Here is a 22,559-nt window from a genome sequence, read left to right as displayed (position 1 = left end):
TAATTTGAATTGTGAAATGAAATCCTACTATCGGGCATTTTGTTCATTAGTAATTGCTATTTGTTTTCTCGCTAATTATTTGCTGAAATTCATTTGTTTTGGATAAATCACTTAGCCTTACCTTTTTATTAGAATTGAGCCATAAGTCTAATGTTTTTGATATTTTATCAATTTTGATTATTTTATCTAGGTAAAATGATTCGAGCGAATCCAATCTCTTATTTCTAATGAGTACTCTTTTATCAGTTAGTACATAAACTACATATTTAGCTCTCTGAGATTTGTGTATAAGGTCTAGTAAAGAAAAGAGAGTAAACATTGTAATTCCAGGTAGTGTTAAAAATAAATAAGTTCCAAATTGATTAGTAGTAAGTAACATTACGAGGAAGCCTAAAATCCAGATAGAAATAATTATTAAGAATCGTTTTTTGATAAATTTACTAGCATAATTTTTTTGCGGATGATCAGTTAAAAGGATACTTTCATTAGCTAGCAAAAATTTGTGTAAACTATTTTCCATGAAGCTCACCTTCTTAAATTATTGTATAGTGTTAATAACTTCATGCTAACATATATTGAGTGCATCTTCAATGAATTTCATCAATTTATGTTTGATTTAATGCCCCGCTCTAGCTATAATTGAATAAATACCATGAGAGGGGGATTTTTGATGTACGATATCTTATTCAATGAAAACTTGCAGCAGAAAATGACAGAATATTTTTTAAAAGAATTAGCGCCTTTAGGTGTAGTAAAAGCTTTTGGTAAGAATGAGATAATAGATCCCGATGATGCCAATAGTGTATATATAGTGTTAGATGGAGCATTTAATCAGGTGCTATATAGTAGAGATGGTGATGAAATGTCGTTTTTCAGGCTTGAAAGAGGTACTATTTTTGGTGAGATGGATTTTTTTGATGGAGAGAGAACTTGTGTTATAACTAAGGCATTGAAAGCTAGCGCGGTGTCTATAGTATCTAGGGATGTGTTAGAGAATGAATTAATAAAAGAACCAGATATTTATAAGCACTTTATGCATAGTATCATAAGAAAATATCGCATAGTAATGCTAGAATTGGCAGATGTAAAATTCAACGATGCTCTTGGAAAATTAGCACATGTTTTGGTGAGGCTTGCGCATACTACAAACTACAGAAGTAACAAAAATTCTGAAAATAAGAAAATAAATATGACGTTTACACATGAAGAACTTGCAAATCGTATGGCTGCAAATAGAAGCACTATAACAAATGGATTAAAATATTTCAAAGATCAGAATTTGATAACTATAAAAGATAGACAGATACATATTACGGATATTGAAGGACTAAAAAGGTATATAACACCGTATTGGAGCGATTAGAGATTGATGTAAATGTTTAAGGAAAACTTACAATGTATAAATTTCGTGTTGAAATTATTCATTGTAAGTTTTTTTATTTGTAAAAATATGAATAGTTAAGAATAAAAATAAATGAAAATTGTTTTCTAGACAACAGAAAATGAAAGAACAATATTTTATATTGCATATAAGCGGTAATTTTCAGACTATTTTTACTTTTTGCATTTCAAAGAATAATAAGGGGGAAGGCTATGCTAAAATTAATTGGAGTACTTATAATTGTTATTGGATTTATTAGGAAATACGATACTATAGCAGTAGTATTGGTGGCAGGTATTACTACAGGATTAGTTAGTGGTCTTGGTTTTGGTGAGATATTGGGAATTATAGGATCATCATTTATTAAAACTAGATATATGTCAATATTTTTGCTAACACTGCCTGTTATAGGGATACTTGAGAGAAATGGGCTCAGAGAGAAGGCCGCAGATCTTATAAGTAAGATGAAGTCAGCTACGGCAGGTAAGGTATTATCTAGTTATACACATCGGACTTATGTATGTGTTGGCATTTTAATTCATAAAAGGGAGGCAACAGCATGAAGGCATTGATTACAGGATTTGATCCATTTGGAGGAGAACCTATAAACCCAGCATTCGAAGCAGTGAAAAATATGGCATCTTCTATATCAGGGTGTGAAATTGTGAAAATTGAGATACCTACAGTATTTGATAAATCATTAGAGGTATTAGAAGCTGCTATAGAGGACGAAAAACCAGATATAGTGATTTGTATAGGTCAGGCCGGTGGGCGATTTGGAATATCTTTAGAATGTGTTGGTATAAATCTAAATGAAGCTAGAATTCCAGACAATGAGGGGAATTCACCTAGAGGAACAAAGATAAGAGAAAATGGCAAAAATGCTTATTTTTCGAGTTTACCAAATAAAGCGATATTAAAAGAAATGGTGGATAATAATATTCCAGCATTTCTATCATATACTGCCGGAACTTATGTGTGCAATCACGTGCTTTATGGTCTTATGCACTATATAGAGACTAAGCATGAGAATATAAGAGGTGGATTCATACACGTTCCATTTTTGCCAGAGCAGGTTATTAGCAAAAAAAATATGCCTTACATGTCTTTAGATATGATGACTAAAGGACTAGAAATAGCAGTAAAAGCAAGTGTTGAAAATGGAAGCGATATAGAATATCCAGCTGGTGAAACGCATTAGGAGGTTGGAATTTTGGGGAAAATATTTGTATATGGAAGTTTGATGGAGGGCTTTTTCAACTATGAAATTTATTTGAAAGGAAAAGTTTTAAATGTTGAGAAAGGATATATGCTAGGAACTCTTTATCACTTGAAAAATAAGGGTTATCCGGGTTATGTAGATTGTGGAAATGACAGGGTCTATGGTGAAATCATAACTTATGATGGTGGAGATGAAACATTGGCATCGATGGATCATTTAGAAGGCTATAGTGGTTTCTATGATGTGAAAAATTCATATAATAGAAAATCAATACGAGTCATGAATAGTGAAACGTTAGAGTGTGATATGCTAGATGTATATGTTTATAATCCAAATAGTCCGAAGAATAGCGATGACGATAGAGTTTATTTAGAGGACGGATGCTGGAGTAACTACCAAAAACTTAATTAGTGGAGAAAGTTATAGTTTAAATAGAACAGAGCGAGTACTGCATAAAAATATAATGTGCAGTGCTCGCTTTGTTTTTTAAATGAATATTTAAATACGAATTTAAACTATACTTATTTTCTTCTTTTTCTATTTTTTTTAGCCGCCTTTGATTCCAAATACCGCTCTTCCTTTTTCAATTTTATATAACTTTGCCAGCGCTCTTCAGATAATTGACCGTTAGACAATGCTTCTTGAACTGCGCATCCAGGTTCTGTTTTGTGAGAACAATTTCTAAATTTGCATTCGGCAAATAGAGATTCTATTTCTCCAAAACTATTTGTAAGACCGCTAGATATTTCACCCATACCGAGTTCTCGCATGCCAGGGGTATCTATTACTAAAATACCGTTGTCGAGTTTAGACAGTTGACGGTGAGTTGTAGTGTGACGTCCTTTAGAATCGTCTTCTCTAATACTGCTTACTTTCATTATATTATCATTTGCTAAGGCATTTACAAGACTTGATTTCCCGACACCAGATGAACCCATAAATACAATGGTATCTTCGGCAGATAAAGAGTTTTTGAGCTCATCCATTCCTAACCCTGTGATAGAACTTACCGCAAATACATTTGCGCCAATAGCTATGTTTTTTGCATCGTAGAGCATTTCAGAAAAATCATCTACTAAATCTGCTTTAGTCAAAATGACTATTGGCTGTGCTCCGCTTTCCCATGATAGAGTTAGGTATCTTTCAAGGCGTCTCAAATTGAAGTCTTTGTTTAGAGACATTACGATAAATACATAGTCGAAATTTGCAGCAACCATTTGTATTGTTTTGTGATTGGTAGATGGGTCAGGTCTTGAAAAAAATGTTTTTCTTTCTAGAGTATCTACTATAATACTATCTCCATGTTCTACATGATTTATTTCAACGAAATCTCCAACTGTAGGAAATGAAATTTGGTCATTTCCATGATAGTATGTTGAAGCTTTTAACCTAGCATGTGATATTCCATTTGTAGATATTATTTCATATCGCTCTCTAAAAACGGCAGTAATTCGTGCAATTGTCTTGTTTTCTGGGAGAATATCTTTGTATCCATATGTTTTCAAATCGATCATTAATATACCTTCTTTCTAAATTTAAAAATCTGTGCGGAAAGCCCACGCCTTTATGCGTGGGAGTTTCAGATAAATAGTTTGTTATATTCCATGAAGACAGAAAAACCCCACCATTTACAAACCTGTGAAGTTTGTAGACGATGGGATTTTACTAAAAGACAACAAAAAACACACCATTTGCATGCTGTGTATCATCTAGATTCGTTCATGAAAGGTTTTCAAATTTTTGGCACAACAAATAAAGTTATCAATATTCGGTATGCCCATAATTCAATTTTAGTTTTTTATCACCAATCTCAATTTCAACATAATACAACACTCCCTTCATGTTATTATTTTCTTTAGAATATCACTTTAATTATATGAGAGTCAATGGAAGTAAATGGGTATAATCATTTTGTACATATGAAAAACTAATTAATAAAGCTATAATCTACTAGGAATATATAGATTTAATAGAGCAAGAAAAAAGTTTTTTTGAATCACGATTAATCATGTGGTAATATAATTATATGGGGTATTAGCAAACAAAAAATGGAATATTAGGGGAGATTTTATGTTATTCGAGACAAAACATTTTAGAATCGAAGCAGTAGAAAATGAGGATTACAATGATATAGCACACTTATATGAGACTAACCAAACTTTTGTCGAAGCACATATGGGAGAGAATTGTATAGATATCGAATGGGTGAAATCTGAAATCAAATCTATGAAAGAAGCAGGATTTGATACGTGCAAGATTGTAGATATAGATACAAAAATATTGGTTGGATATCTAGATTTTAATATACATAGAACGACATATCTTTCGTTGATTATATTGGATGAAAGAATAAAGGGAAAGGGTGCTGGAACAGAAATCTATGAAGGTTTTGAACAATATATTTCAGATAAAAGTGAAGAAATAAGGATAGATGTGGTTTTAGGATATAATGAGGCAGTTGAGAATTTTTGGGAAAAATTAGGTTTTGAACGAGAAGAGATGATTAAATTAAAATGGGGCAATAAAACAATTCCAGCAATAAAAATGGGGAAAAAATTGAAATAAATGATAGTCATAAAAAATACCTGACAAACGTATGTCGGGTATTTTTTTGTACAATGGGTATATCGTAAGATAATTGGATTTGAGGGGAGTGTATTTGATGATAGAGATGACTAAAGAACAGGCAAAAAACTTTTTGATACATCATCAAGGACTTGATAACTATAATACATATATAGGAAAACGAGGAGTGATTGATTTCATAAAGAAAGTAGGGTGTATTCAATATGATCCATTAAATGTCATTGGTAGAAACGCCGATTTAGTATTAAGATCAAGAATCAAAAATTATTGTGACGATATGCTTAATGAATTACTTTATAAAGATAGGGTTTTGATAGATGGAATGGATAAGATGATGGCTATTTATTCATTAGATGATTGGCCTAAAATGAAGAGAGTTCGCGAAGCTAATACTAAGTCATTAATTGGAACTATGAAGTATAGGGGAGTTTTAGAAGCACTAGATTTAGTAGAAGATATTAGGACATTTGTTAAGAGCAATGGACCTACTCGAACACATGATTTATCATCAAATAGTCAAAATGAAGGACGATGGGGTCATAAAAAACTATCTAGTGTTGCACTTGATTATATGTATAATAGTGGAGAGCTCGGGATCTTTGGGAAAAATAACACTCAAAAAGTTTATGAGATTATAGAAAAATTATTGCCAGAGAAAATACTGAAAGAAGGTGATGGATTTAAGAGCGAGCATGAATTCAAAAAGTGGTATTTGGAGCGAAGAATAGGTAGCGTTGGCATGCTTTGGGCAAAAAATGGTGGAGGATGGCTAGGGTATTTCATATCCAAAAAGGCAGATAGAGTAAAGTTGCTGAAAGAACTTGTAGAAGATGGTGTTTTGAAGGAAATAAAGGTAGAAGGAATTTGCGAGACGTTTTATGCTAAAGTTGATGATATACAAGGATTTGAAAATATAGTGATAGAAAATAATGAAATGAGATTTTTGGCACCATTAGATAATTTGCTATGGGATCGTGATATGATTTCTGAATTATTTGATTTTGAGTATCGCTGGGAGGTGTATACGCCAAAAAACAAGCGAAAATATGGGTATTATGTCCTGCCAGTATTATTTGGAAATAACCTGATAGCTAGATTTGAACCAGAAAAATATGATGGAAGTGGGAGTATTAAAGTTAAAAACTGGTGGTGGGAAGAAAATACCAATGTGACAAAGGGATTAGATGACATCAAGGAAAAAAGTGTGAGGGAGTATTATAAACAGATATAAGCAAGAAAGGACGGGAGCAAATTTTAAATTTTTCAATCGATTGCTAATGAAATTAAAAAAAGTAGTTTGAAACTTACGAAATTGTAAGTTCATGTAAGTTGATTCGATGGATTCTAAAATCTAAAATATATACAATAATCTTATAAATGAATGTAGGAGGACATATATTGAAGAAGTTAGATGCATTTCCATTGAAAATTATAGCTCTATTTGTTATGTTATTAGATCATTTATGGTTTGGATTCCCAAATGTCTTTCCTGTTGGATTCCATCCCCTTTCTAGATTTGTAGCACCGCTTTTTGCGTATTTTATGGTAGAGGGATTATTTTATACAAAAGATAGAGTACGATACAATTTAAGATTATTTGGATGGGCTATATTTATGGAGAGTGGGAACGTTTTATTGAATACTATTTTGGTATCTAAAGAAGTTTCAGTTCATAACAATATATTTATGACATTAGCTGTTGGATTATTGATGCTGAATTTAGCAGAATTTAGTAAGCATCAAGTGGGAATAAGTAAAATACCTAGTATAGTAGGTGCTGTTCTGTGTACATTTGCAGGAATATTTACAGAAGGTGGCTTTCAATTAATGCCATTTATTTGGATGACATATTTACTTAGAGACAAATCAAACTGGAAGTATATTTCGTATATGATGTGGGGAATATTTTTATTTTTCTTTGATGGATATGTACCGCATGAGACAGCAAAAATGACTCTCGACATGTTAATGTTTAATTCTGATTTCTTGGTGTTTACAGTTATTCCATTTATAATGATTTACTCAGGAAATAGAGGCAAAAATACAAAATTTTCTAAGTATTTATTTTACGTATTCTACCCATTGCATTTATGGGGCATAGCGATAGTGGAATTTATATTAAAGTAGTAGAACTTTTAAAGCAGGGCACAATAGCTCTGCTTTTTTGATTATTTTAGTCTTATATTAATGAAACTTGGGTATAATCTCAGAGATGGAAGGCAAATATGATAATGGGAGATGATCAAATTCATGGAAAAGGGAACTAAGAAAATAATAACATTTTTATTATTAGCAGTGGCCCTAGTAATTTATCCATTTTACAATGTTATAAGTAGTGGATCGATATATGGAAATGAAGGCTACGTATTTTTTGTCATGTGGGTACCAACTATAGCTGCTGTGGTTACAAAACTTATATGGGATAGAAATTTGAGAGGATTTGGTTTGGGAATAGGGAAGGCAAAATATACACTTGTAGCATATATGTTACCGCTTATAGCTGGGATAATAGTATACGGAAGTGTTTGGACAATTGGAATCGGTGGAGTTAACTTTGAGTGGATAAGAATTGATGGGGCTTATGATTTATTTAAATTTTTGATAATGGGCGTTATTATGAGTTCTATATCAGCGATGGGAGAAGAAATTGGATGGAGAGGTTTTTTAGTTCCAGAGCTTTTTAAAAAATATTCATTTTTCAAAACATCCATCATAATGGGGCTCATTTGGAATATATATCATTATCCAGTATTGTTATTTAGTGATTATAATAACGGAGTATCAGTATTATCATCACTTGTATTTTTCACACTTTCAATATTTGGAGTATGCTTTATTGCAACTTATTTGAGAATAAAATCGGGTAGTGTATGGCCAGCAATTATACTTCATGCATCTCATAATTACTTTGTGCAAGCAGTTTTTGATCCTATGACTATAGATAGAGGAATGACAAAATTTTTTACCACAGAATTTGGATTGGGTTTGGCATTAGTGTATGTAATTATGGGAATTTATTTTTGGAAAAAAGGGAAAAGGTTAGATATAAACTAAAGAATTAGAAATGTTTTGAAACCATTATTTAGGGTAAATTATTAGTGGGGGTAGCGGCGTTCGTGGTAGAGTGAAAATGTTTTCATTTGACGCTACAGACCTATTAGCTCGGGCTGGGGAAGTTCAAAAGTGAGCGGAGGGATGTATAGTGACATGGGCCATTTTTAAAACCTTAGATGAACACCTTGTAGACCGAAATAAAATCAAGGTTCCAAGTCTAGAGGATTACCACAGGATTCAGGCGCAGATAGTTTCAGATACTTTGCAAAACGGGATACATGCGGAGGAAGATTTGCGGCTAAGAAAAGTGATTGAGAAGTAGAAAAAAGCTAGTTACAATTTTGTAGATTGTAACTAGCTTTTTTCATCTATTTTAGCTCAATACCCTTATCTATTTCCCATAATTCAGGGAATACAGCAGTTGCTTCACCTATTGAAAATCTATCGTTTAATTCATTTTCTACAGATGGACTTGTTGGATAATTATCATTATCGTATTTAATATCACTATAGAATCCCTTTATTCCACCGCCGTAAACTGGAATTATCATATCATTCCAATCATTGGTTTTAATATTTGATATCAGAATAGGTTTTCTAACAGTTGAGATTGAAGTTTTTATAGTATAATTGCCTTCATTTTCTTCAAATATATATAGGGAATCTCCGCCAGTGCCAGATACCATAGTTCCGTAAACATAGGCAAGAACTTCATTTTTTGAGTCACCATTTAAATCTATTTTTTGATAATAATAATGAAGAGCACCATCGGTTTTTGAATCGTATGAGTCATTTTTAAATATTTCTTTTAAAATAGCTTTCTCAAGATTTTTGTCAGGAACACTAATTGAAGGGACATAGTTTATAGCTGAAAAATCTATAGCGTCATTTGTAGGTAGACCAAAAAAGAGTTGTCCTTTTAATTCTGAATTCAATTCATTCAATATATTTACAGAATCTAAATCTGGATTTTTATCTACATATTCATCGCATTTATTTATAAAATCTAAATATTTTTGTTTTTCAAGAGTGTATCCTTTTGTTTTTAAATTTTTGATTTTAGATACGATTTCACTTGATAATTCGTAGAAATCCTTATAATTTTGCGAAGTCATAGTTGATTGAGAATTTATATTTGTAACATTTGATGATAGTTTGACATCCGAATTTGCAAAAGATACAGAACCAGTTGCCAACAAAGCTAGTGCACATGTTATTGCTATTATATTTTTCTTCATATCAAATCCTCCTTGGTTAAATATGGTAGAAATTTTCTTAACAATTTCAGTGTATACCATTAGCTATTGAAATGATTTACAAATACTTTAAAATAAGTGACAAAGGGGTAACAGTATTACTCGTCCGATGACATCATCTAGACCTACTTCTCCTACTAGAGGATGTCTGCTATCTACGCTATCTAGTCTATTATCACCCATAACAAAGATGCGGGCAGGTGATATTTTACATTCAAACGGGGTATGAGTCGCATGGGCGGATATATAGGGTTCATGCAACCTATAATCGTTTAGGAATACACCTCTGTCATTGGATGATAACATATCATTTGGCATAGCAATGAGACGTTTGATCAAGAGCCTATTTTCCCATCGAAACAAAACTATATCTCCGCGTTTTAGTTTTTTAGTTTTTTTTACAAGTACATGTTGATTATTTTTTAGAGTGGGCGTCATAGATTCACCCGTTACCAATATTAGTTTGAAATATTTTTTGAAAAAAGTTTTTAACATAATTGTTCTCCTTGTTTAATTTTGAATTTAGAAATAAGCCAAGGGTATAATACCCTTGGCTTATGAATAGTTTATTTAGCTTTTTTAGGATCTGGAGCATCAGGAATACCAACGACATCAGAGAAATCAACTTCTCTTTTGTATACAGGGTGATCATCATCAATCCATTTGTTGATTGTTTCATCAAAGGCACAGCTACTGTTTAGATATACAGTCAAGCGCTCAGGATACCAATCATGCCCTAAACTAGCTGCAAACTCTTCTTTTCTTAGATAAATATTTTTGATAGAATCAGGAGTTATGTTGTGGCTAAATCTATCAATATACAAGTAGAATTCATCTTTATTGCCAGATTCAAAATCATTTACAGTGATACCATAAGATTTACCATTTGACAATTCCCACTCTTTTGTAGTTCCATCTTTGAAATCCATACCGAAGTATACATAATCATCAGTGCCAGTACCAAAGTTTGAGAATGAATTCTTGCCTGTTTTTACGTGTACAGTCAAGTTACTGATTGGAGAATCACTTCTACCTACATCAAGGTTCCAGCGATTTTTAAATGGAGTGTAATCACCATTTTCAGCACCTTTTAACATTTCAACACATCTTTCTAAACCAGAGTAGAATGCTTTTTCAAGTCTTTCAGCTCTATTGTTTTGTGAAAGGAACTCAGAAGCTTCAGCGTAAGTCGAGTATTTGTATCCAACACCAGTTTTTAATCCTAAGTGGAATGCTTTTACCCATCGTCTAGCTTCGCTGTCACCAGGAGCTGTACCGTGAATTTCGTTTGAAGTTTGAATCATCACGTCGAAAGGAAGTTCGCTATCATCTGCAAAAAGATCAGCTACGCCGTCTTTGTAATCGGCTTCAGAATGTCCACCCATGTTGATCCATAGGTAAGGCTCAGCAGCTTGCTCTAAAGCAATATGAAGAGGTCTCCCTTCTGGCTTATCAAGATATACACCACATTCTGGGTTTACGAAGATACCGTGGCATCCTAAATCACCACCGACGTGAGTAGCCCATCCAGCTGCAAATGCGATTTTCTTTAAGTCGCCACTAGCTAATGCATTTTGCAATTGCTTTGCAGTGAATTCACCAACTTTGAAGTAGTGATAACGGCAAGACCATGGAGAGTATCCAAATACTTCACCTACTTGGATGAGACCCATATCAGGACCATTTGCACCCCAAGCAGCGATTCTAGGATGAGTATCCAACGCTTTTTTGATAATACTGTTTTCATCGAGTCTTTCAGCTGTTTTTTTCATCAAGATGTAGTGACTGACTGGCTGAAAAGCATATGCCTTTTCAGATTCGATTCCTGTTAATTTTGATAAATACTTTGTTAATTTGTTCATTTGTAATTCCTCCTAAATAATTTATTTTTGTAAAACAATTAAGATTTAAATGCTTTACACCATAGAGAAACGAAAAAAGTATTCATTATGTCAACCACAATTTTAAAAAATATTTCATGTAATTGACAATTGTTGTTATAAACCGCTAAACTTAAAGTAGGGTGAGTTTTATAGTAGTTTGGACCTAAAGAAAAAAGGACGTGGAAAAATGATTAGAAAAAAGATGTTACTTGGCAAGTCAAAAATTGCCTATGGAATTTGCATGGTCAATAGAGATTTAGATAGCAAATGTGAGGAAGTATTGGAAAGGCATGGGGTAAACCAAGAGCAATATTGCTATCTTTTGTACATATCTCAAAATAACAGTATATCTATAGATATGATTGAAAAATATTTTGGGAAGACAGAATCTGGAATTATAAGGGATATGAAGTATTTAAGAAGAAAAGAGTTTGTAAAAATAGAAGGAAATATACATGACAAAAAAGGATGTAATATAAAAGTTACAGAGAAGTTCCAAGAGACAAAAGAAGAGATGAACTTCACTACTGAGCGTTGGGAAAATGAATGTTTCAAATATTTGACACCGATGGAGAAAGAAATACTTAAAGATATGTTATGGAGAGCTAATGTCCAAAGACGATGATTCGTACATCTTAAATAGAAAAATTAAAATATTGAAAAATGAAAAGCGGCTGTGAACACATTAGATTAGGGGAGAAGTATATGAAAATTGATAGATTACTTGCTATAGTTATGGTGCTAATGAATAGAGAATCTATAAATGCGAGAGAACTTGCTGAGAGATTTGAAGTCTCTAGAAGAACGATACAAAGGGATATGGAGACACTAGAATGTGCTGGTATACCCATAATTTCTTATCAAGGGAAAGATGGAGGCTATGGTATTATGCCACAGTACAGAATTGGTGCAAGTTATTTATCAAAAGAACAGTGGAGTCTTTTATTCGCAAGTTTAGATGGAGTATCTGGAGTGTATAATGAAAAAACTATGCTTGAATTAAAAGAAAAACTTAGCAGTATTCACAGAGGTCATTTATTAACTGAATCAGAACCTATGATACTAGATTTTAAAGCATATGGGTACGACGAAAGTATATCCAAATCTATAGAAACTATTAAGAGAGCTATAGAACGAAAAAATGTACTTCGCATTGAGTATCATAACTTAAAAGGTGAAGCTATAGAGCGCTGTATAGAACCTATGAAACTGATATTAAAAGTTAATCAATGGTATGTAGCGGCTTATTGTAGAGTTAGAAAAGCTCAAAGAATATTTAAGTTATCGCGAATTAGGGATATACAAGAAACTGTTTATTACTTTGATCCAAAACCAATTGTGATTGAAAAATTATTTGGACAGAATGATGTAAAGGAAGTCAATTTGCATCTCATGTTTGATGCTATTGATTACGGAAGAATAACTTCATTTTTCCCGATAAAATGCATTGAGTTTTTAGAAGGTGGTAAAATTGAAGTGAAGGTAAAATATCCTGAAGATGAATGGATATATTCGATGTTGATGGGATTTGGAGACAAAGTTGATATAATAAAACCTAAGAGAATCAAAAAGATAGTCGCAGAACGCCTCATGATTGGAGCGAATCATCATAAAGAAGAACAATGAATATGAATAGGCTCGTTTAACTTGGGTAAATAAATCATTGTAGTTAAAGATTTAGAAAGAAGGTGTGCTTTAAACAAGTTTAAAATTTCATTGTGAACGCCAAAACAGCCACATTTAAAATTTATTTAAATGTGGCTGTTTTTATTATGACTATTACTTCCGCAAAGAAGTCTATTCAGAACCTTTAGATTAATGGGTAGTATGTCATATTTGAATTAATTATGTTCGTAGTAATGAAGAGAATTATTTGATTTTTCAATTGGCAGACCAGATTTTTTCAGAAAAAGATAATTGTCTGGATAGAAAAATTCAACTTCTGGATGATGAAATGAAGTCATTAATATTCTAGCAACCATAATTTCATTATTTTTGATAACGTCACGTTCATCCGTATAAGAAAATACGCAAAATGGCACAATTTGAGATAAGATAACAAAAATTAAGAAAAATGTTATACCAAAAAGCACAAAACCATAAAAATATTTACCGCTATCATTCCAATTAGACATAAAGTGAACTAAACTTATTATAAATTTTAGTGCGAATAAACAAAAAATAACAAGAAAGACTAATATATTTAGATTTGTCACCCAGCCTCTGAATGCATAGTTTGTAAATTGTAGAAATATGCCAGAAACTATAAACAATAAAAACTCTGCAATTAAAACAAATAATATATTATTTAGCTTATTTTTAACAAAGGTCATGAAGAATCCCCCTCAAGAATTAATTACTACTCTGATAGAATTAGTATCGCAAGATTACTTTTTAAGTTGTATGTCAATTTCAAGGTCACAATTCAGAACTTATATTCTATTATCATAATACCATATTTTTGTTAAATTCAAACCATTTTGTTAACTGTTAAAAAGAACGATGGATAAGATTGACTTTGTAATTATGGAGTGATAATATCAGGGTAGTAGCTGGTGACAGCTACTAAAAATAATATTTCTGGGAAGGTGAAAAAATGTTTCTAAAAGAAAAGAAGCTAATTTTTTTATTTGCAATAGCAATATTAGTTGTGGTAGCGTTGGTAATTGTTCCAAAAAACAAAAAAATAATAGACGTTTCTATGAAAGAAAGTGTAACGCATATAAATATTTACAAAGGGCCATATACGCCAATAGAAAGTGATAGAGTGAAAAGTCAGCTATTAGCAAAAGAGGATATAGAAAAATTTATAAATGATTTTGAAAAATTAGATTATAAAGAGTGCTATAATCGAAATGAATACAAAGAAGAAGTGCCCAAAGGGGCAAGTGTAAAAGTTGAATTCTATGATAGCGATGGCAATCTTATAGAGGATGCAGATTATTATCCAGGGTATAAATTGCTTATCGTAGGAATATACAAAATATATGTTATGAAAGAGGATATTACAGAATTTTTTGATTCATATTTTTAGTAAAAAAAGATGAGTGAGTTTTACGTACAAACTTACTCATCTTTTTGTTATTTATTGTAAAAACCTAAGCAACTATAGTTTTTATCTGCATTTCTTCATAGCCTTCTTTTAAAAATGCTTTGATTTCTTCAAGGCTCATATCATCAAAACCGAGGTCATTTAGAGAAGTTCCGTTGTTCATATAATCTTCATTCATCAAAGCGGAAGCTAAATATACTACAGAGCTCATAGTTGTAGTATTTGTAGAAACTTTTTTTCCAAGATTGACAAGTGCGACTAGAGAACATGGAGTATCTTCTGTAAGATATCTACTAGTTAGATCATGAGGTCCTTTTAGCGGACTGAAGGCTTCGCTGTCTCTATAGCATTCGTATAGAGTATCTCTTTTTGGAGCATATCCCATAGCAAACAATCTATCTTTAGCATCTATTACCTTGTATCCAAATTTTTCGCAGATTTCTTGACGTTCACGGTCTATTTGCTCTACGACTCTTGCTACAGAAGGAGTTATTCCTTCTCTATAATGGTAGTGCTCTCCTTTTGAGTATTCTATTTTGCCAGCGTTTAAAACAACTGGAGCAGGATGAGATACTGGGTTTCCATTATTTAGAGCTGTTTCTAGAACATCAGTTACCAACTCTATAGCAGGATAACATGGCTTAGTAAGTTCGTACATTATTTCATTTTGAGATGCAGGAAATGCAGCAAAATAAAGTTTCGTACACTCTAATAGTATTTTGGCACTAGTAGGGCTAGTTTTTCTACATGCATATGGTAAAGTGTGCATTTCTGCGATAGTTATCCCTTCTAGAGCATTTTTTTCACGAAGCATTTTAGCTACCATGAGAGCGCCACCAGTACTTCCAGGAACCAATACAATTTTGTGACCAGGAACCAAATGTGAATGTATCTCCTCTACGAAATTCTCGAAACCATAAGCGGGAATAACAGGCATTATCAAATCTACATTTTCTAGAGCTTCATCTAAGTTACTAGTTACACATTTTAACTTTGCTTCACCATTTATTCCAACACCAGTTAGTGTTATTGATTTGTTTTCACGAATTGGTTTGAGCTTTTCTTCATATTTCGAATTTGCATACAGGGTGACATTAAATCCCCTAAGAGACAAGTCGGCGGCGGCCGCCAAAGCTCCATTTCCTATTCCAATTATTGTAATGTTTTTTACCGTCATTAGACACACCTTCTTTCATTATTTTATAATTTTTATATATAAAGGCGCAGTTGTAGAGAGAAAGCGATTTCATCTCAAAAAAAGCGCACTAAAAATAGCATCAAAAATACATTAATTAAAAAATGCAAATTAATTTTGAACATAAATAATTTGTTTTTAAATCATACATGATAGGGCGGGGATTATGATGGGCATCAAAAAATGACTGTATGTGAAATATGTCAGTCATTTTAGTTCGTAAAATATGAAGGATTAAAATTTACAAATTTCCCGTCCCATATTAGAAAATATCATTTATTAAGTGAATATTACATTCTTTCATTATTTTATCATAAAATGATGATTTTTTCAAATTCTTTCTATATGACTGTATGTAGTCATATTTAAATGATAAAATAATAAATAAGGAGCTGGTGAATATGGAAATAGGAAAAAAATACTATGTGAGAATAGATGAAAAGCAGAATACTTCAGAGATGACAGATGAAGATTTTAAGGCTCATTTTGATTATTTAAAAGATAGAGCAAGTGATTATAATATAACCGGTGGGGGATTTGTTGACGCCCCTGGAGGCATGATAATATTTGAAGCAAATAGTAGAGAGGATGCAGAAAAACTTGCTAGTGAAGATCCTATAATTGCTAGGGGTTTTTACAGCTATGAGCTTAGAGAGTGGCAAATTGCATTGACTAAAAAATGATATGAGAAATAAGTAGAAGTAAGTAAAAAAGTGTTGTAAAAGCTAAGAATTGTATTTTTGCATTTGATATACATATACAAGACTGGTAAAATAATATGTGATTAGAAAGAACTAAATTAGAATAATTTGGAGGCAGAAAAATGGCAGGAATAAAATACGAAATAAAAGAGACTGTTGGAGAATTAGGAGCATCATCTAAGGGATGGACTAAAGAGATAAATCTTATTTCATGGAATGATAGAGAACCGAAGTATGATATCAGAGATTGGGCACCAGATCATGAGAAAATGGGCAAGGGAGTTACTCTTACTAAAGACGAATTAAAGAGTCTTAGAGCAGTATTAAACGAAATGGATTTGTAAGATTGTTTACGTGCAAAAATAAAAAAGAATGCTCAATATAGAGTATTCTTGTGATTTTAAATGGGTTAAAGAAAAAATCTTCTGGTGAAGATTTTTTCTTTTAGATTGATGGTAATTGATGGTACACCATCAGGGGTTCGAACCCTGGACATCCTGATTAAGAGTCAGACGCTCTGCCAGCTGAGCTAATGGTGTATGCTATTTGTTGCGAAAATAAAATCCATAATCGGTGTAATTTTGAATCTTATTTTCGCAATGGAATAATATTATTAAAGGATGCGTGAGGATTATCATCACAGGTACTATTTTACACATACAAAAACTCTAAATCAAGCGATATAAAATTGTTTGATTTAGAGTTTTTTTCTATGAGAAAAATTAATACATAATATTAAAGCATTACTTGATAAATAGAGCTTAATCGTAATTTTCTAAAAGAGATTCTATAAGTTGCAATAAATCAGGATCTGAGGCAACGATAAAGGCATCTCCTACCTTGCTAGTAAAACCTTGAGCTTCACGAATTAGGAGCATTCCAGCACTCATTTCCCAAATTCTCTTAGAGAACATGACATGAGCTTGACTTCTTCCGCAAGCTACGTAACCAAAATCTATGGCACTAGAGCCGTAAATTCTGAGTTTACCAACCTCGTCTTCTAAATTTGCTAGTAGATAAAGTTGTTTTTCTCTAGAGGATGGATTTGAATGACTAAAGTCTCCAAATGAAACTATGGATTTTTTTAGATTATCGCTATCCTTTAGTATTATTCTATTTCCATTGTGATATGCACCAGCATCTTTTTCAGCATAAAGGAAATCACCAGTTGCTGGAAGATAAATGGCTGAGACGATACCTTCTTTTTGATAGTATAGAGAGAATTGAAGACCATAAAGAGGGCTACCAGATGCAAAATTTACGGTACCGTCTATTGGATCTATAATCCAAGTCCAGTCATCGGTCAACTTGTTTTGTGCAAATTCTTCTCCTATAACTAGGTGCTCAGGGTAATGTTTCTTGACTAAATTAGTGAATTCTTTTTCTATTTCTAGGTCCATGTTTGTCACTAGATCATCCTCACCTTTAGCGAAACATAGAGTGTGATAATCTTCATTTTCAAAAAAAGATGCTACTAATACTGAAATGACTTCCTCGACAAAATCTTTATACAATAGCTTCAAAGCTATCACCTCCTAATCTAATTTTACCATGAAAATAATAAAAGTTCATAATTATTTTACATTGAAATAGTTGACAAAGGCATCGTTATGATATAAAATGGTTTCAAAGGAAACTAAAAGTTGAAAAGAGTTAAAAGGAGTGATCGGATGAAAGATATGACAAAAGGAAACGCGACGAAGCAAATATTTTTATTTACATTGCCGATGTTACTTGGTAATATATTGCAGCAATTATACAATACGGTCGATAGTATAATAGTAGGTAGATATGTAGGAGAAGAAGCACTAGCAGCTACAGGAGCAAGTTTTTCAGTAATATTTTTGCTGGTTTCTATGATAATTGGTATAACTATGGGAGCGACTATTATAATATCTCAGTTTTTTGGAGCTGGAGAAATGGCTAAGGTAAAAACTACCATAGATACTACTATGATAGCATTGTTTGCAGGGAGTATAGTAGCATCTGTTGTGGGGTATATGTCTAGCGATTTCATACTAGAATTGTTAAATACTCCAGCAGAAGTTATGCCACTTGCTAGCGAATATCTTAAGATAACCTTTATAGGACTTATAGCTATGTTTGGATATAACACGGTAAGTGCGATACTTAGAGGTCTTGGAGATACTATGACGCCACTGTATTTCTTGATAATTTCGACCATATTAAATATAGTTTTGGATTTGGTATTTGTAATTGGATTCGATTTGGGAGTTGCTGGTGCAGCATGGGCAACTGCGATTGCACAAGGTGTGAGTTTTATAGTTGCAGCAATTTACTTAAACAAAACTAGTGATGTATTCAATATTAAACCTACACAGATGGAGTTTGATAAGGCTATACTCAAAAAAAGTTTGATGATAGGTTTACCTACTGGAGTACAACAGACACTTGTATCTGTTGCGATGATGTTTATACAAGGTATAATAAATCCATTTGGAACAGCAACTATGGCAGCGTATACAGCAGGGATGAGACTTGATAGTATAGGTAGAATGCCTATAATGAATTTTTCAACTGCGATATCTTCATTTGTAGGACAGAACTTAGGCGCAGGAAAGGACGATAGAATAAAAGAAGGTTTTAGAGCTACGATGCTCATGAGTATAGGATTTTCTATTTTCATTTCTATAATGGCGTTCATATTTGGTGAAAGTATGATTCGCTTATTCAACGAGAATCCAGAGGTTATTCAGATAGGTTATGATTATTTGAGACTTACTAGTGTATTCTATGTGCTAATGTCAGTTATGTTTGTTACTTCAGGTGTACTTAGAGGAGCTGGTGATACCTTTGTACCTATGGTAATTTCTATCATTAGTTTGTGGATTATTCGCGTTCCTTTTGCTACAATAATGTCAGGGGTGATCGGTACCAATGGTATTTGGCTAGCATTTCCAGCTGGATGGGCTATAGGTGCTGTGCTGACTTATATTTATTATAAGACCGGCAAATGGAAAAATAAGGGTGTTATTGGTAAGAGGAGTGAAACTATTGAAAACGGATCTAGCGAAGAAGTTCATAGGACTGATGATCACCTTGGATCTAGCAGGAAGGAAGCATTACAACAAGGTTAGATCAAAGGCTAAGTTTACCGACAAGCAGTACAGAACTATTAGGGTTTTACACGAGATGAAAAAGGTTAAGCTCAAAGATTTGAGTAAGGAATTGAATATCAGTAATTCTAGTCTTTGTATCATGCTAAACAAAATGGTTGATGAACACTATGTTGCAAGAGAGCATGATGAAAGAGACAGAAGAGATATGTACTATTATCTAACGGAAAAAGGTGAGCGTATATTTAAGGATGAGAGTAGCATGAGACGTGATATAATGAATCAAATCTTTGAAGAAAAACTTACAGAGCAGGAGCAAGACCAATTTCTAGAAGCTGTTGAGTCCCTATCAGAAATTTTTAGTAAATTAGCTGAGAGAAGTTAATTAACAAAATAACACATTCCACAAAGACAACTTTGCGCAGTAGGACTACTGTGTCAAAGTTGTTTTTTGTTTTTGAAAATAACTGACTAGTTGTTTTTCTGTAAAAAAATGGGGTATAACAAAAATTGACAATAAAAAGTAAAGATTTTACTTGACATAAGTGGTATAATTAAATGCGAATGCTTATCAATTGCAATTAGAATTGATAGATTATATAAAATACGGAACACTTGAAATTCATTTAAGGAGGATTTGAAGATGAAATTTTTGAAGAAAATAGGAATAGTTTTGATGGCAAGCGTTTTATTTACAGCTTGCGCGGCAGATAAGGAAGACAAAACTAGTGTGGATATAGATAAAGAATTAGAAAAAGAAGTGCCTATCATTGCAGTATCAATAGTTCCAGAAGCAAATTTTGTAAGCGAAGTTGCTGGAGATTTAGTTGATGTGGTAACTATGATTCCACCAGGGAATAGTCCTGCTAACTATCAACCAACACCAAAACAGATGGAAAAATTTAGTGAAGCGAAGATTTACTTTACTATAGGAGTAGGAGCAGAGGCGGCAATAGAACCAAAAGCCAAAGAACTTAATAAAGACATGAAGTTGATAGCACTAGATGATGTGGTAGAGGCAGTATACCCAGCTAGATACTTTAGTGAAGCGGATGCACATGAACACGAAACAGAAATACATGATGAACATGAGCACGACGAACACGAAACAGAAATGCATGACGAACATGAGCACGACGAGCACGAAACAGAAGTACATGACGAACATGAGCACGACGAGCACCAAGCAGAAGTACATGAAGAACATGGTGATGAAAATGATCATTCTCACGATGTAGGGGCGAAAGATCCTCATATTTGGATGTCTCCAAAAAGAGTTCAAGTAATGGTAGAGAGAATTAAAGATGAACTTATAAGCCTTGATCCAGATCATAAAACTGCATATGAGACAAATGCATCGGCATACTTAGAAGAATTAAAAGTATTAGATGAAGCTATATTGAAGAAAACAGAGAATTTGACTAATAGATCATTTATAGTTTACCATCCAGCGTTAGGATATTTTGCTGATGACTATGATTTCAATATGGTCACGATAGAGAGCGATGGTAAAAAAGCTACAGTTGATCAATTGGCATATGTGATTGATTTTGCAAAGGAAAATGATATAAAAGCTATATTGTATCAAAATGAATTTGATCCAACTCAAGCACAGACAGTAGCGAACGAAATTGGAGGAAAAGCTATACAAATTGATCCATTAGCTTATGAATATGTAGATCAAATGACTATGTTAGCAAAATTGGTAGAAGAGATACTAAAATAGGATGGTGAGAGCATGTATGCTGTAGAAATAAAGAATTTGACCCACTATTATGGTGATGTGTGTGCACTCAAAGATGTAGATTTGAAAGTGAAAGAACTAGATTTTTTGGGTATTATTGGGCCAAACGGTGGTGGAAAAACCACACTTATGAAAGCTGTTTTAGGCCAGATTAAGCCTCAGAGCGGGGAAATTATTATGTCAACAGACAAACCTGTTGGCTATGTACCACAATTTTCTGCCTTTGATAAGCAATTTCCTATAAGAGTTATAGACGTAGTTTTAATGGGGCGATTGTCATCTAAACTCAAATTGTTTCATAAATACAATAGTGAAGATGTGAAAAAAGCAAAGGGCATACTAGAACATCTAGGTATGAGAGATTTTGCCAAAAGACAGATAGGACAACTTTCAGGTGGACAATTGCAAAAAGTTTTGATAGCTAGAGCGCTTATGACAGATCCAGATTTATTGCTACTAGATGAGCCAACTGCAAGTCTGGATAAAAAAGCGACTATAGAGATATACGAATTACTTAGAAAATTAAATGAAACTAAAACCATAATAATAATAAGTCATGACATGGAAGAGTTGTTTTCATATGTGCAAAGTGTAGCTTATATCAATCAGACGATACACTATCATAGAGAAGATTTAGCTGAAAATATAGGCAAAATAGGCAAGATATTTGATTGCCCTATAGACTTGCTTTTAAATAGCTACAAACAGCATAATTTGAAAGGACATGAGGTGAGCATATGATAGAAGCTATTTTCAAGTATACTTTCATGCAGAATGCACTCATAGCGGCTATACTAGCAAGTATGGTGTGTGGACTTATAGGAACTATAATAGTGGAAAAAAGGTTAGTCAGTATGAGCGGAGGAATAGCACATGCTTCATTTGGCGGAATAGGTCTTGGATATTTGATAGGTATAGAACCGATTTGGGGCGGGCTTTTATTTGCAGTTGGTTCATCGCTTAGTATACCATCTATAAATAGAAGAACTAGTGCAAAATCAGATACGCTAATAGGTATATTCTGGTCTGTTGGTATGGCTCTTGGTATATTATTTATATCACTTATGCCAGGATACCCTCCAGATATGACATCGTATCTATTTGGAGATATTCTAACAGTATCTAGGACGTATTTATACGTCATGGCAGTTATGACAATTGTTTTAATATTTTTATTTGGTTCACTGTACACTCACTGGCAGGCATATCTATTTGATGAAGAATTTACTGGTATTTTGGGAGTAAAAGTTCAGTGGCTTGAAAAAATTCTATACACTATGATAGCGCTTAGCATAGTAGTGCTTATAAAAGTTGTTGGAATCATATTAGTTATAGCATTACTCACTATTCCTGCAGCTACGGCTAAACTATTTTTTGTAGATCTAAAAAAAGTAATATCGGGAGCTAT

General features: G+C 32.9%; 26 protein-coding genes and 1 tRNA gene. 18 read left to right on the top strand and 9 right to left on the bottom strand.

The genetic code is table 11. The annotated features are described in order from the left end of the window. Window positions 1-46: 46 nt before the first annotated feature. Window positions 47-520 carry a hypothetical protein gene (locus N4A40_17210; protein ID MCT4663595.1) on the bottom strand — a complete coding sequence of 158 codons (474 nt, stop codon included), beginning with the start codon at window positions 518-520 and terminating at the stop codon, window positions 47-49. A gap of 150 nt (window positions 521-670) precedes the next feature. On the opposite strand from N4A40_17210, the gene N4A40_17205 reads away from it, so the two are divergent. The 4 genes from N4A40_17205 (at window position 671) to N4A40_17190 (ending at window position 3,014) form a co-directional block, all read left to right on the top strand. Next, window positions 671-1,363, top strand: coding sequence for a Crp/Fnr family transcriptional regulator (locus tag N4A40_17205; protein MCT4663594.1), 693 nt, complete (start codon window positions 671-673; stop codon window positions 1,361-1,363). Between the two features lie 230 nt (window positions 1,364-1,593). Then, window positions 1,594-1,944, top strand: coding sequence for a DUF969 domain-containing protein (locus N4A40_17200; GenBank protein ID MCT4663593.1), 351 nt, complete (start codon window positions 1,594-1,596; stop codon window positions 1,942-1,944). After that, window positions 1,941-2,582 (top strand): pyroglutamyl-peptidase I, encoded by a 642-nt coding sequence (pcp, locus tag N4A40_17195; protein ID MCT4663592.1) that lies wholly within the window; start codon window positions 1,941-1,943, stop codon window positions 2,580-2,582. Before N4A40_17200 ends, pcp begins: the two co-directional genes overlap by 4 nt. Before the next feature lie 12 nt (window positions 2,583-2,594). After that, a complete protein-coding gene (locus tag N4A40_17190) occupies window positions 2,595-3,014 on the top strand; it encodes a gamma-glutamylcyclotransferase (GenBank protein MCT4663591.1) in 420 nt (139 codons plus the stop codon). A gap of 110 nt (window positions 3,015-3,124) precedes the next feature. Here the strand turns inward: N4A40_17190 and rsgA are convergent, their stop codons facing one another. Beyond that, the gene (gene rsgA / locus N4A40_17185; protein ID MCT4663590.1) at window positions 3,125-4,117 is read right to left on the bottom strand and encodes a ribosome small subunit-dependent GTPase A; all 993 of its coding nucleotides are present in this window, start codon (window positions 4,115-4,117) and stop codon (window positions 3,125-3,127) included. A 556-nt stretch (window positions 4,118-4,673) separates the two neighbouring features. On the opposite strand from rsgA, the gene N4A40_17180 reads away from it, so the two are divergent. The 4 genes from N4A40_17180 to N4A40_17165 all read left to right on the top strand — a co-directional run bounded on the left by N4A40_17180 (window position 4,674) and on the right by N4A40_17165 (window position 8,243). Further along, on the top strand, window positions 4,674-5,168 hold the full coding sequence (locus tag N4A40_17180; protein MCT4663589.1) for a GNAT family N-acetyltransferase: 495 nt from the start codon (window positions 4,674-4,676) through the stop codon (window positions 5,166-5,168). A gap of 97 nt (window positions 5,169-5,265) precedes the next feature. Then, window positions 5,266-6,420, top strand: a complete 1,155-nt coding sequence (locus N4A40_17175) for a winged helix DNA-binding domain-containing protein (protein ID MCT4663588.1) — start codon at window positions 5,266-5,268, stop codon at window positions 6,418-6,420. A 167-nt stretch (window positions 6,421-6,587) separates the two neighbouring features. Beyond that, complete coding sequence (locus tag N4A40_17170) at window positions 6,588-7,316, top strand: conjugal transfer protein TraX (GenBank protein ID MCT4663587.1); 729 nt, start codon at window positions 6,588-6,590, stop codon at window positions 7,314-7,316. Between the two features lie 123 nt (window positions 7,317-7,439). After that, on the top strand, window positions 7,440-8,243 hold the full coding sequence (locus N4A40_17165; GenBank protein MCT4663586.1) for a CPBP family intramembrane metalloprotease: 804 nt from the start codon (window positions 7,440-7,442) through the stop codon (window positions 8,241-8,243). A gap of 368 nt (window positions 8,244-8,611) precedes the next feature. Here the strand turns inward: N4A40_17165 and N4A40_17160 are convergent, their stop codons facing one another. The 3 genes from N4A40_17160 to N4A40_17150 form a co-directional block, all read right to left on the bottom strand. Beyond that, on the bottom strand, window positions 8,612-9,481 hold the full coding sequence (locus N4A40_17160) for a hypothetical protein (GenBank protein ID MCT4663585.1): 870 nt from the start codon (window positions 9,479-9,481) through the stop codon (window positions 8,612-8,614). A gap of 87 nt (window positions 9,482-9,568) precedes the next feature. Continuing rightward, window positions 9,569-9,994 (bottom strand): signal peptidase I, encoded by a 426-nt coding sequence (gene lepB / locus N4A40_17155; protein ID MCT4663584.1) that lies wholly within the window; start codon window positions 9,992-9,994, stop codon window positions 9,569-9,571. A gap of 71 nt (window positions 9,995-10,065) precedes the next feature. Beyond that, window positions 10,066-11,361, bottom strand: a complete 1,296-nt coding sequence (locus tag N4A40_17150; protein ID MCT4663583.1) for a zinc dependent phospholipase C family protein — start codon at window positions 11,359-11,361, stop codon at window positions 10,066-10,068. A 208-nt stretch (window positions 11,362-11,569) separates the two neighbouring features. On the opposite strand from N4A40_17150, the gene N4A40_17145 reads away from it, so the two are divergent. Then, the gene (locus N4A40_17145) at window positions 11,570-12,007 is read left to right on the top strand and encodes a hypothetical protein (protein ID MCT4663582.1); all 438 of its coding nucleotides are present in this window, start codon (window positions 11,570-11,572) and stop codon (window positions 12,005-12,007) included. An 80-nt stretch (window positions 12,008-12,087) separates the two neighbouring features. Next, window positions 12,088-13,008 carry a YafY family transcriptional regulator gene (locus N4A40_17140; GenBank protein ID MCT4663581.1) on the top strand — a complete coding sequence of 307 codons (921 nt, stop codon included), beginning with the start codon at window positions 12,088-12,090 and terminating at the stop codon, window positions 13,006-13,008. 215 nt (window positions 13,009-13,223) lie between these two features. On the opposite strand, the gene N4A40_17135 is transcribed toward N4A40_17140, so the two are convergent. Next, on the bottom strand, window positions 13,224-13,715 hold the full coding sequence (locus N4A40_17135) for a hypothetical protein (protein ID MCT4663580.1): 492 nt from the start codon (window positions 13,713-13,715) through the stop codon (window positions 13,224-13,226). Between the two features lie 263 nt (window positions 13,716-13,978). Between N4A40_17135 and N4A40_17130 the strand changes: the two genes are divergently transcribed. Beyond that, window positions 13,979-14,416, top strand: coding sequence for a hypothetical protein (locus N4A40_17130; protein MCT4663579.1), 438 nt, complete (start codon window positions 13,979-13,981; stop codon window positions 14,414-14,416). A 64-nt stretch (window positions 14,417-14,480) separates the two neighbouring features. Here the strand turns inward: N4A40_17130 and N4A40_17125 are convergent, their stop codons facing one another. Beyond that, window positions 14,481-15,611, bottom strand: a complete 1,131-nt coding sequence (locus N4A40_17125; protein MCT4663578.1) for an NAD/NADP octopine/nopaline dehydrogenase family protein — start codon at window positions 15,609-15,611, stop codon at window positions 14,481-14,483. A gap of 419 nt (window positions 15,612-16,030) precedes the next feature. On the opposite strand from N4A40_17125, the gene N4A40_17120 reads away from it, so the two are divergent. Together N4A40_17120 and N4A40_17115 are read left to right on the top strand one after the other, a co-directional pair. Then, on the top strand, window positions 16,031-16,312 hold the full coding sequence (locus N4A40_17120) for a YciI family protein (protein ID MCT4663577.1): 282 nt from the start codon (window positions 16,031-16,033) through the stop codon (window positions 16,310-16,312). A 140-nt stretch (window positions 16,313-16,452) separates the two neighbouring features. After that, the gene (locus tag N4A40_17115; GenBank protein ID MCT4663576.1) at window positions 16,453-16,674 is read left to right on the top strand and encodes a PC4/YdbC family ssDNA-binding protein; all 222 of its coding nucleotides are present in this window, start codon (window positions 16,453-16,455) and stop codon (window positions 16,672-16,674) included. Between the two features lie 119 nt (window positions 16,675-16,793). Here the strand turns inward: N4A40_17115 and N4A40_17110 are convergent. Next, window positions 16,794-16,869, bottom strand: a tRNA-Lys gene (locus N4A40_17110). A gap of 222 nt (window positions 16,870-17,091) precedes the next feature. Next, a complete protein-coding gene (locus N4A40_17105; GenBank protein MCT4663575.1) occupies window positions 17,092-17,853 on the bottom strand; it encodes an inositol monophosphatase in 762 nt (253 codons plus the stop codon). 147 nt (window positions 17,854-18,000) lie between these two features. Between N4A40_17105 and N4A40_17100 the strand changes: the two genes are divergently transcribed. The 5 genes from N4A40_17100 to N4A40_17080 all read left to right on the top strand — a co-directional run. After that, on the top strand, window positions 18,001-19,428 hold the full coding sequence (locus tag N4A40_17100) for an MATE family efflux transporter (protein ID MCT4663574.1): 1,428 nt from the start codon (window positions 18,001-18,003) through the stop codon (window positions 19,426-19,428). Next, window positions 19,382-19,792, top strand: coding sequence for a MarR family winged helix-turn-helix transcriptional regulator (locus tag N4A40_17095; protein ID MCT4663573.1), 411 nt, complete (start codon window positions 19,382-19,384; stop codon window positions 19,790-19,792). The genes N4A40_17100 and N4A40_17095 overlap by 47 nt, the downstream gene beginning before the upstream one ends. A 258-nt stretch (window positions 19,793-20,050) precedes the next feature. Continuing rightward, on the top strand, window positions 20,051-21,133 hold the full coding sequence (locus tag N4A40_17090) for a zinc ABC transporter substrate-binding protein (protein ID MCT4663572.1): 1,083 nt from the start codon (window positions 20,051-20,053) through the stop codon (window positions 21,131-21,133). 12 nt (window positions 21,134-21,145) lie between these two features. Continuing rightward, window positions 21,146-21,892: an ABC transporter ATP-binding protein gene (locus tag N4A40_17085; GenBank protein MCT4663571.1), complete on the top strand. Its 747-nt coding sequence runs from the start codon at window positions 21,146-21,148 to the stop codon at window positions 21,890-21,892. Beyond that, window positions 21,889-22,559 (top strand): metal ABC transporter permease (locus N4A40_17080; protein MCT4663570.1); only part of this gene is annotated, 671 nt, incomplete at its 3' end. The genes N4A40_17085 and N4A40_17080, both read left to right, overlap by 4 nt.

It is taken from the genome of Tissierellales bacterium (assembly GCA_025210965.1).
Classification (GTDB): Bacteria; Bacillota; Clostridia; order Tissierellales; family JAOAQY01; genus JAOAQY01.
The sequence above is the reverse complement of the archived record's forward strand: the minus strand, read 5'-3'. Positions and strand labels throughout refer to the sequence as shown.

Excerpts from the sequence above, each read along its gene's own strand:
- N4A40_17115 (MCT4663576.1), top strand. The coding sequence starts at position 16,453 with ATGGCAGGAATAAAATACGAAATAAAAGAGACTGTTGGAGAATTAGGA.
- N4A40_17165 (MCT4663586.1), top strand. The coding sequence starts at position 7,440 with ATGGAAAAGGGAACTAAGAAAATAATAACATTTTTATTATTAGCAGTG.
- N4A40_17125 (MCT4663578.1), bottom strand. The coding sequence starts at position 15,611 with ATGACGGTAAAAAACATTACAATAATTGGAATAGGAAATGGAGCTTTG.
- N4A40_17140 (MCT4663581.1), top strand. The coding sequence starts at position 12,088 with ATGAAAATTGATAGATTACTTGCTATAGTTATGGTGCTAATGAATAGA.
- N4A40_17150 (MCT4663583.1), bottom strand. The coding sequence starts at position 11,361 with ATGAACAAATTAACAAAGTATTTATCAAAATTAACAGGAATCGAATCT.
- N4A40_17175 (MCT4663588.1), top strand. The coding sequence starts at position 5,266 with ATGATAGAGATGACTAAAGAACAGGCAAAAAACTTTTTGATACATCAT.
- N4A40_17095 (MCT4663573.1), top strand. The coding sequence starts at position 19,382 with ATGATCACCTTGGATCTAGCAGGAAGGAAGCATTACAACAAGGTTAGA.
- N4A40_17210 (MCT4663595.1), bottom strand. The coding sequence starts at position 520 with ATGGAAAATAGTTTACACAAATTTTTGCTAGCTAATGAAAGTATCCTT.
- pcp (MCT4663592.1), top strand. The coding sequence starts at position 1,941 with ATGAAGGCATTGATTACAGGATTTGATCCATTTGGAGGAGAACCTATA.
- N4A40_17090 (MCT4663572.1), top strand. The coding sequence starts at position 20,051 with ATGAAATTTTTGAAGAAAATAGGAATAGTTTTGATGGCAAGCGTTTTA.
- N4A40_17160 (MCT4663585.1), bottom strand. The coding sequence starts at position 9,481 with ATGAAGAAAAATATAATAGCAATAACATGTGCACTAGCTTTGTTGGCA.
- lepB (MCT4663584.1), bottom strand. The coding sequence starts at position 9,994 with ATGTTAAAAACTTTTTTCAAAAAATATTTCAAACTAATATTGGTAACG.
- N4A40_17120 (MCT4663577.1), top strand. The coding sequence starts at position 16,031 with ATGGAAATAGGAAAAAAATACTATGTGAGAATAGATGAAAAGCAGAAT.
- N4A40_17100 (MCT4663574.1), top strand. The coding sequence starts at position 18,001 with ATGAAAGATATGACAAAAGGAAACGCGACGAAGCAAATATTTTTATTT.
- rsgA (MCT4663590.1), bottom strand. The coding sequence starts at position 4,117 with ATGATCGATTTGAAAACATATGGATACAAAGATATTCTCCCAGAAAAC.
- N4A40_17205 (MCT4663594.1), top strand. The coding sequence starts at position 671 with ATGTACGATATCTTATTCAATGAAAACTTGCAGCAGAAAATGACAGAA.
- N4A40_17085 (MCT4663571.1), top strand. The coding sequence starts at position 21,146 with ATGTATGCTGTAGAAATAAAGAATTTGACCCACTATTATGGTGATGTG.
- N4A40_17145 (MCT4663582.1), top strand. The coding sequence starts at position 11,570 with ATGATTAGAAAAAAGATGTTACTTGGCAAGTCAAAAATTGCCTATGGA.
- N4A40_17135 (MCT4663580.1), bottom strand. The coding sequence starts at position 13,715 with ATGACCTTTGTTAAAAATAAGCTAAATAATATATTATTTGTTTTAATT.
- N4A40_17200 (MCT4663593.1), top strand. The coding sequence starts at position 1,594 with ATGCTAAAATTAATTGGAGTACTTATAATTGTTATTGGATTTATTAGG.
- N4A40_17180 (MCT4663589.1), top strand. The coding sequence starts at position 4,674 with ATGTTATTCGAGACAAAACATTTTAGAATCGAAGCAGTAGAAAATGAG.
- N4A40_17130 (MCT4663579.1), top strand. The coding sequence starts at position 13,979 with ATGTTTCTAAAAGAAAAGAAGCTAATTTTTTTATTTGCAATAGCAATA.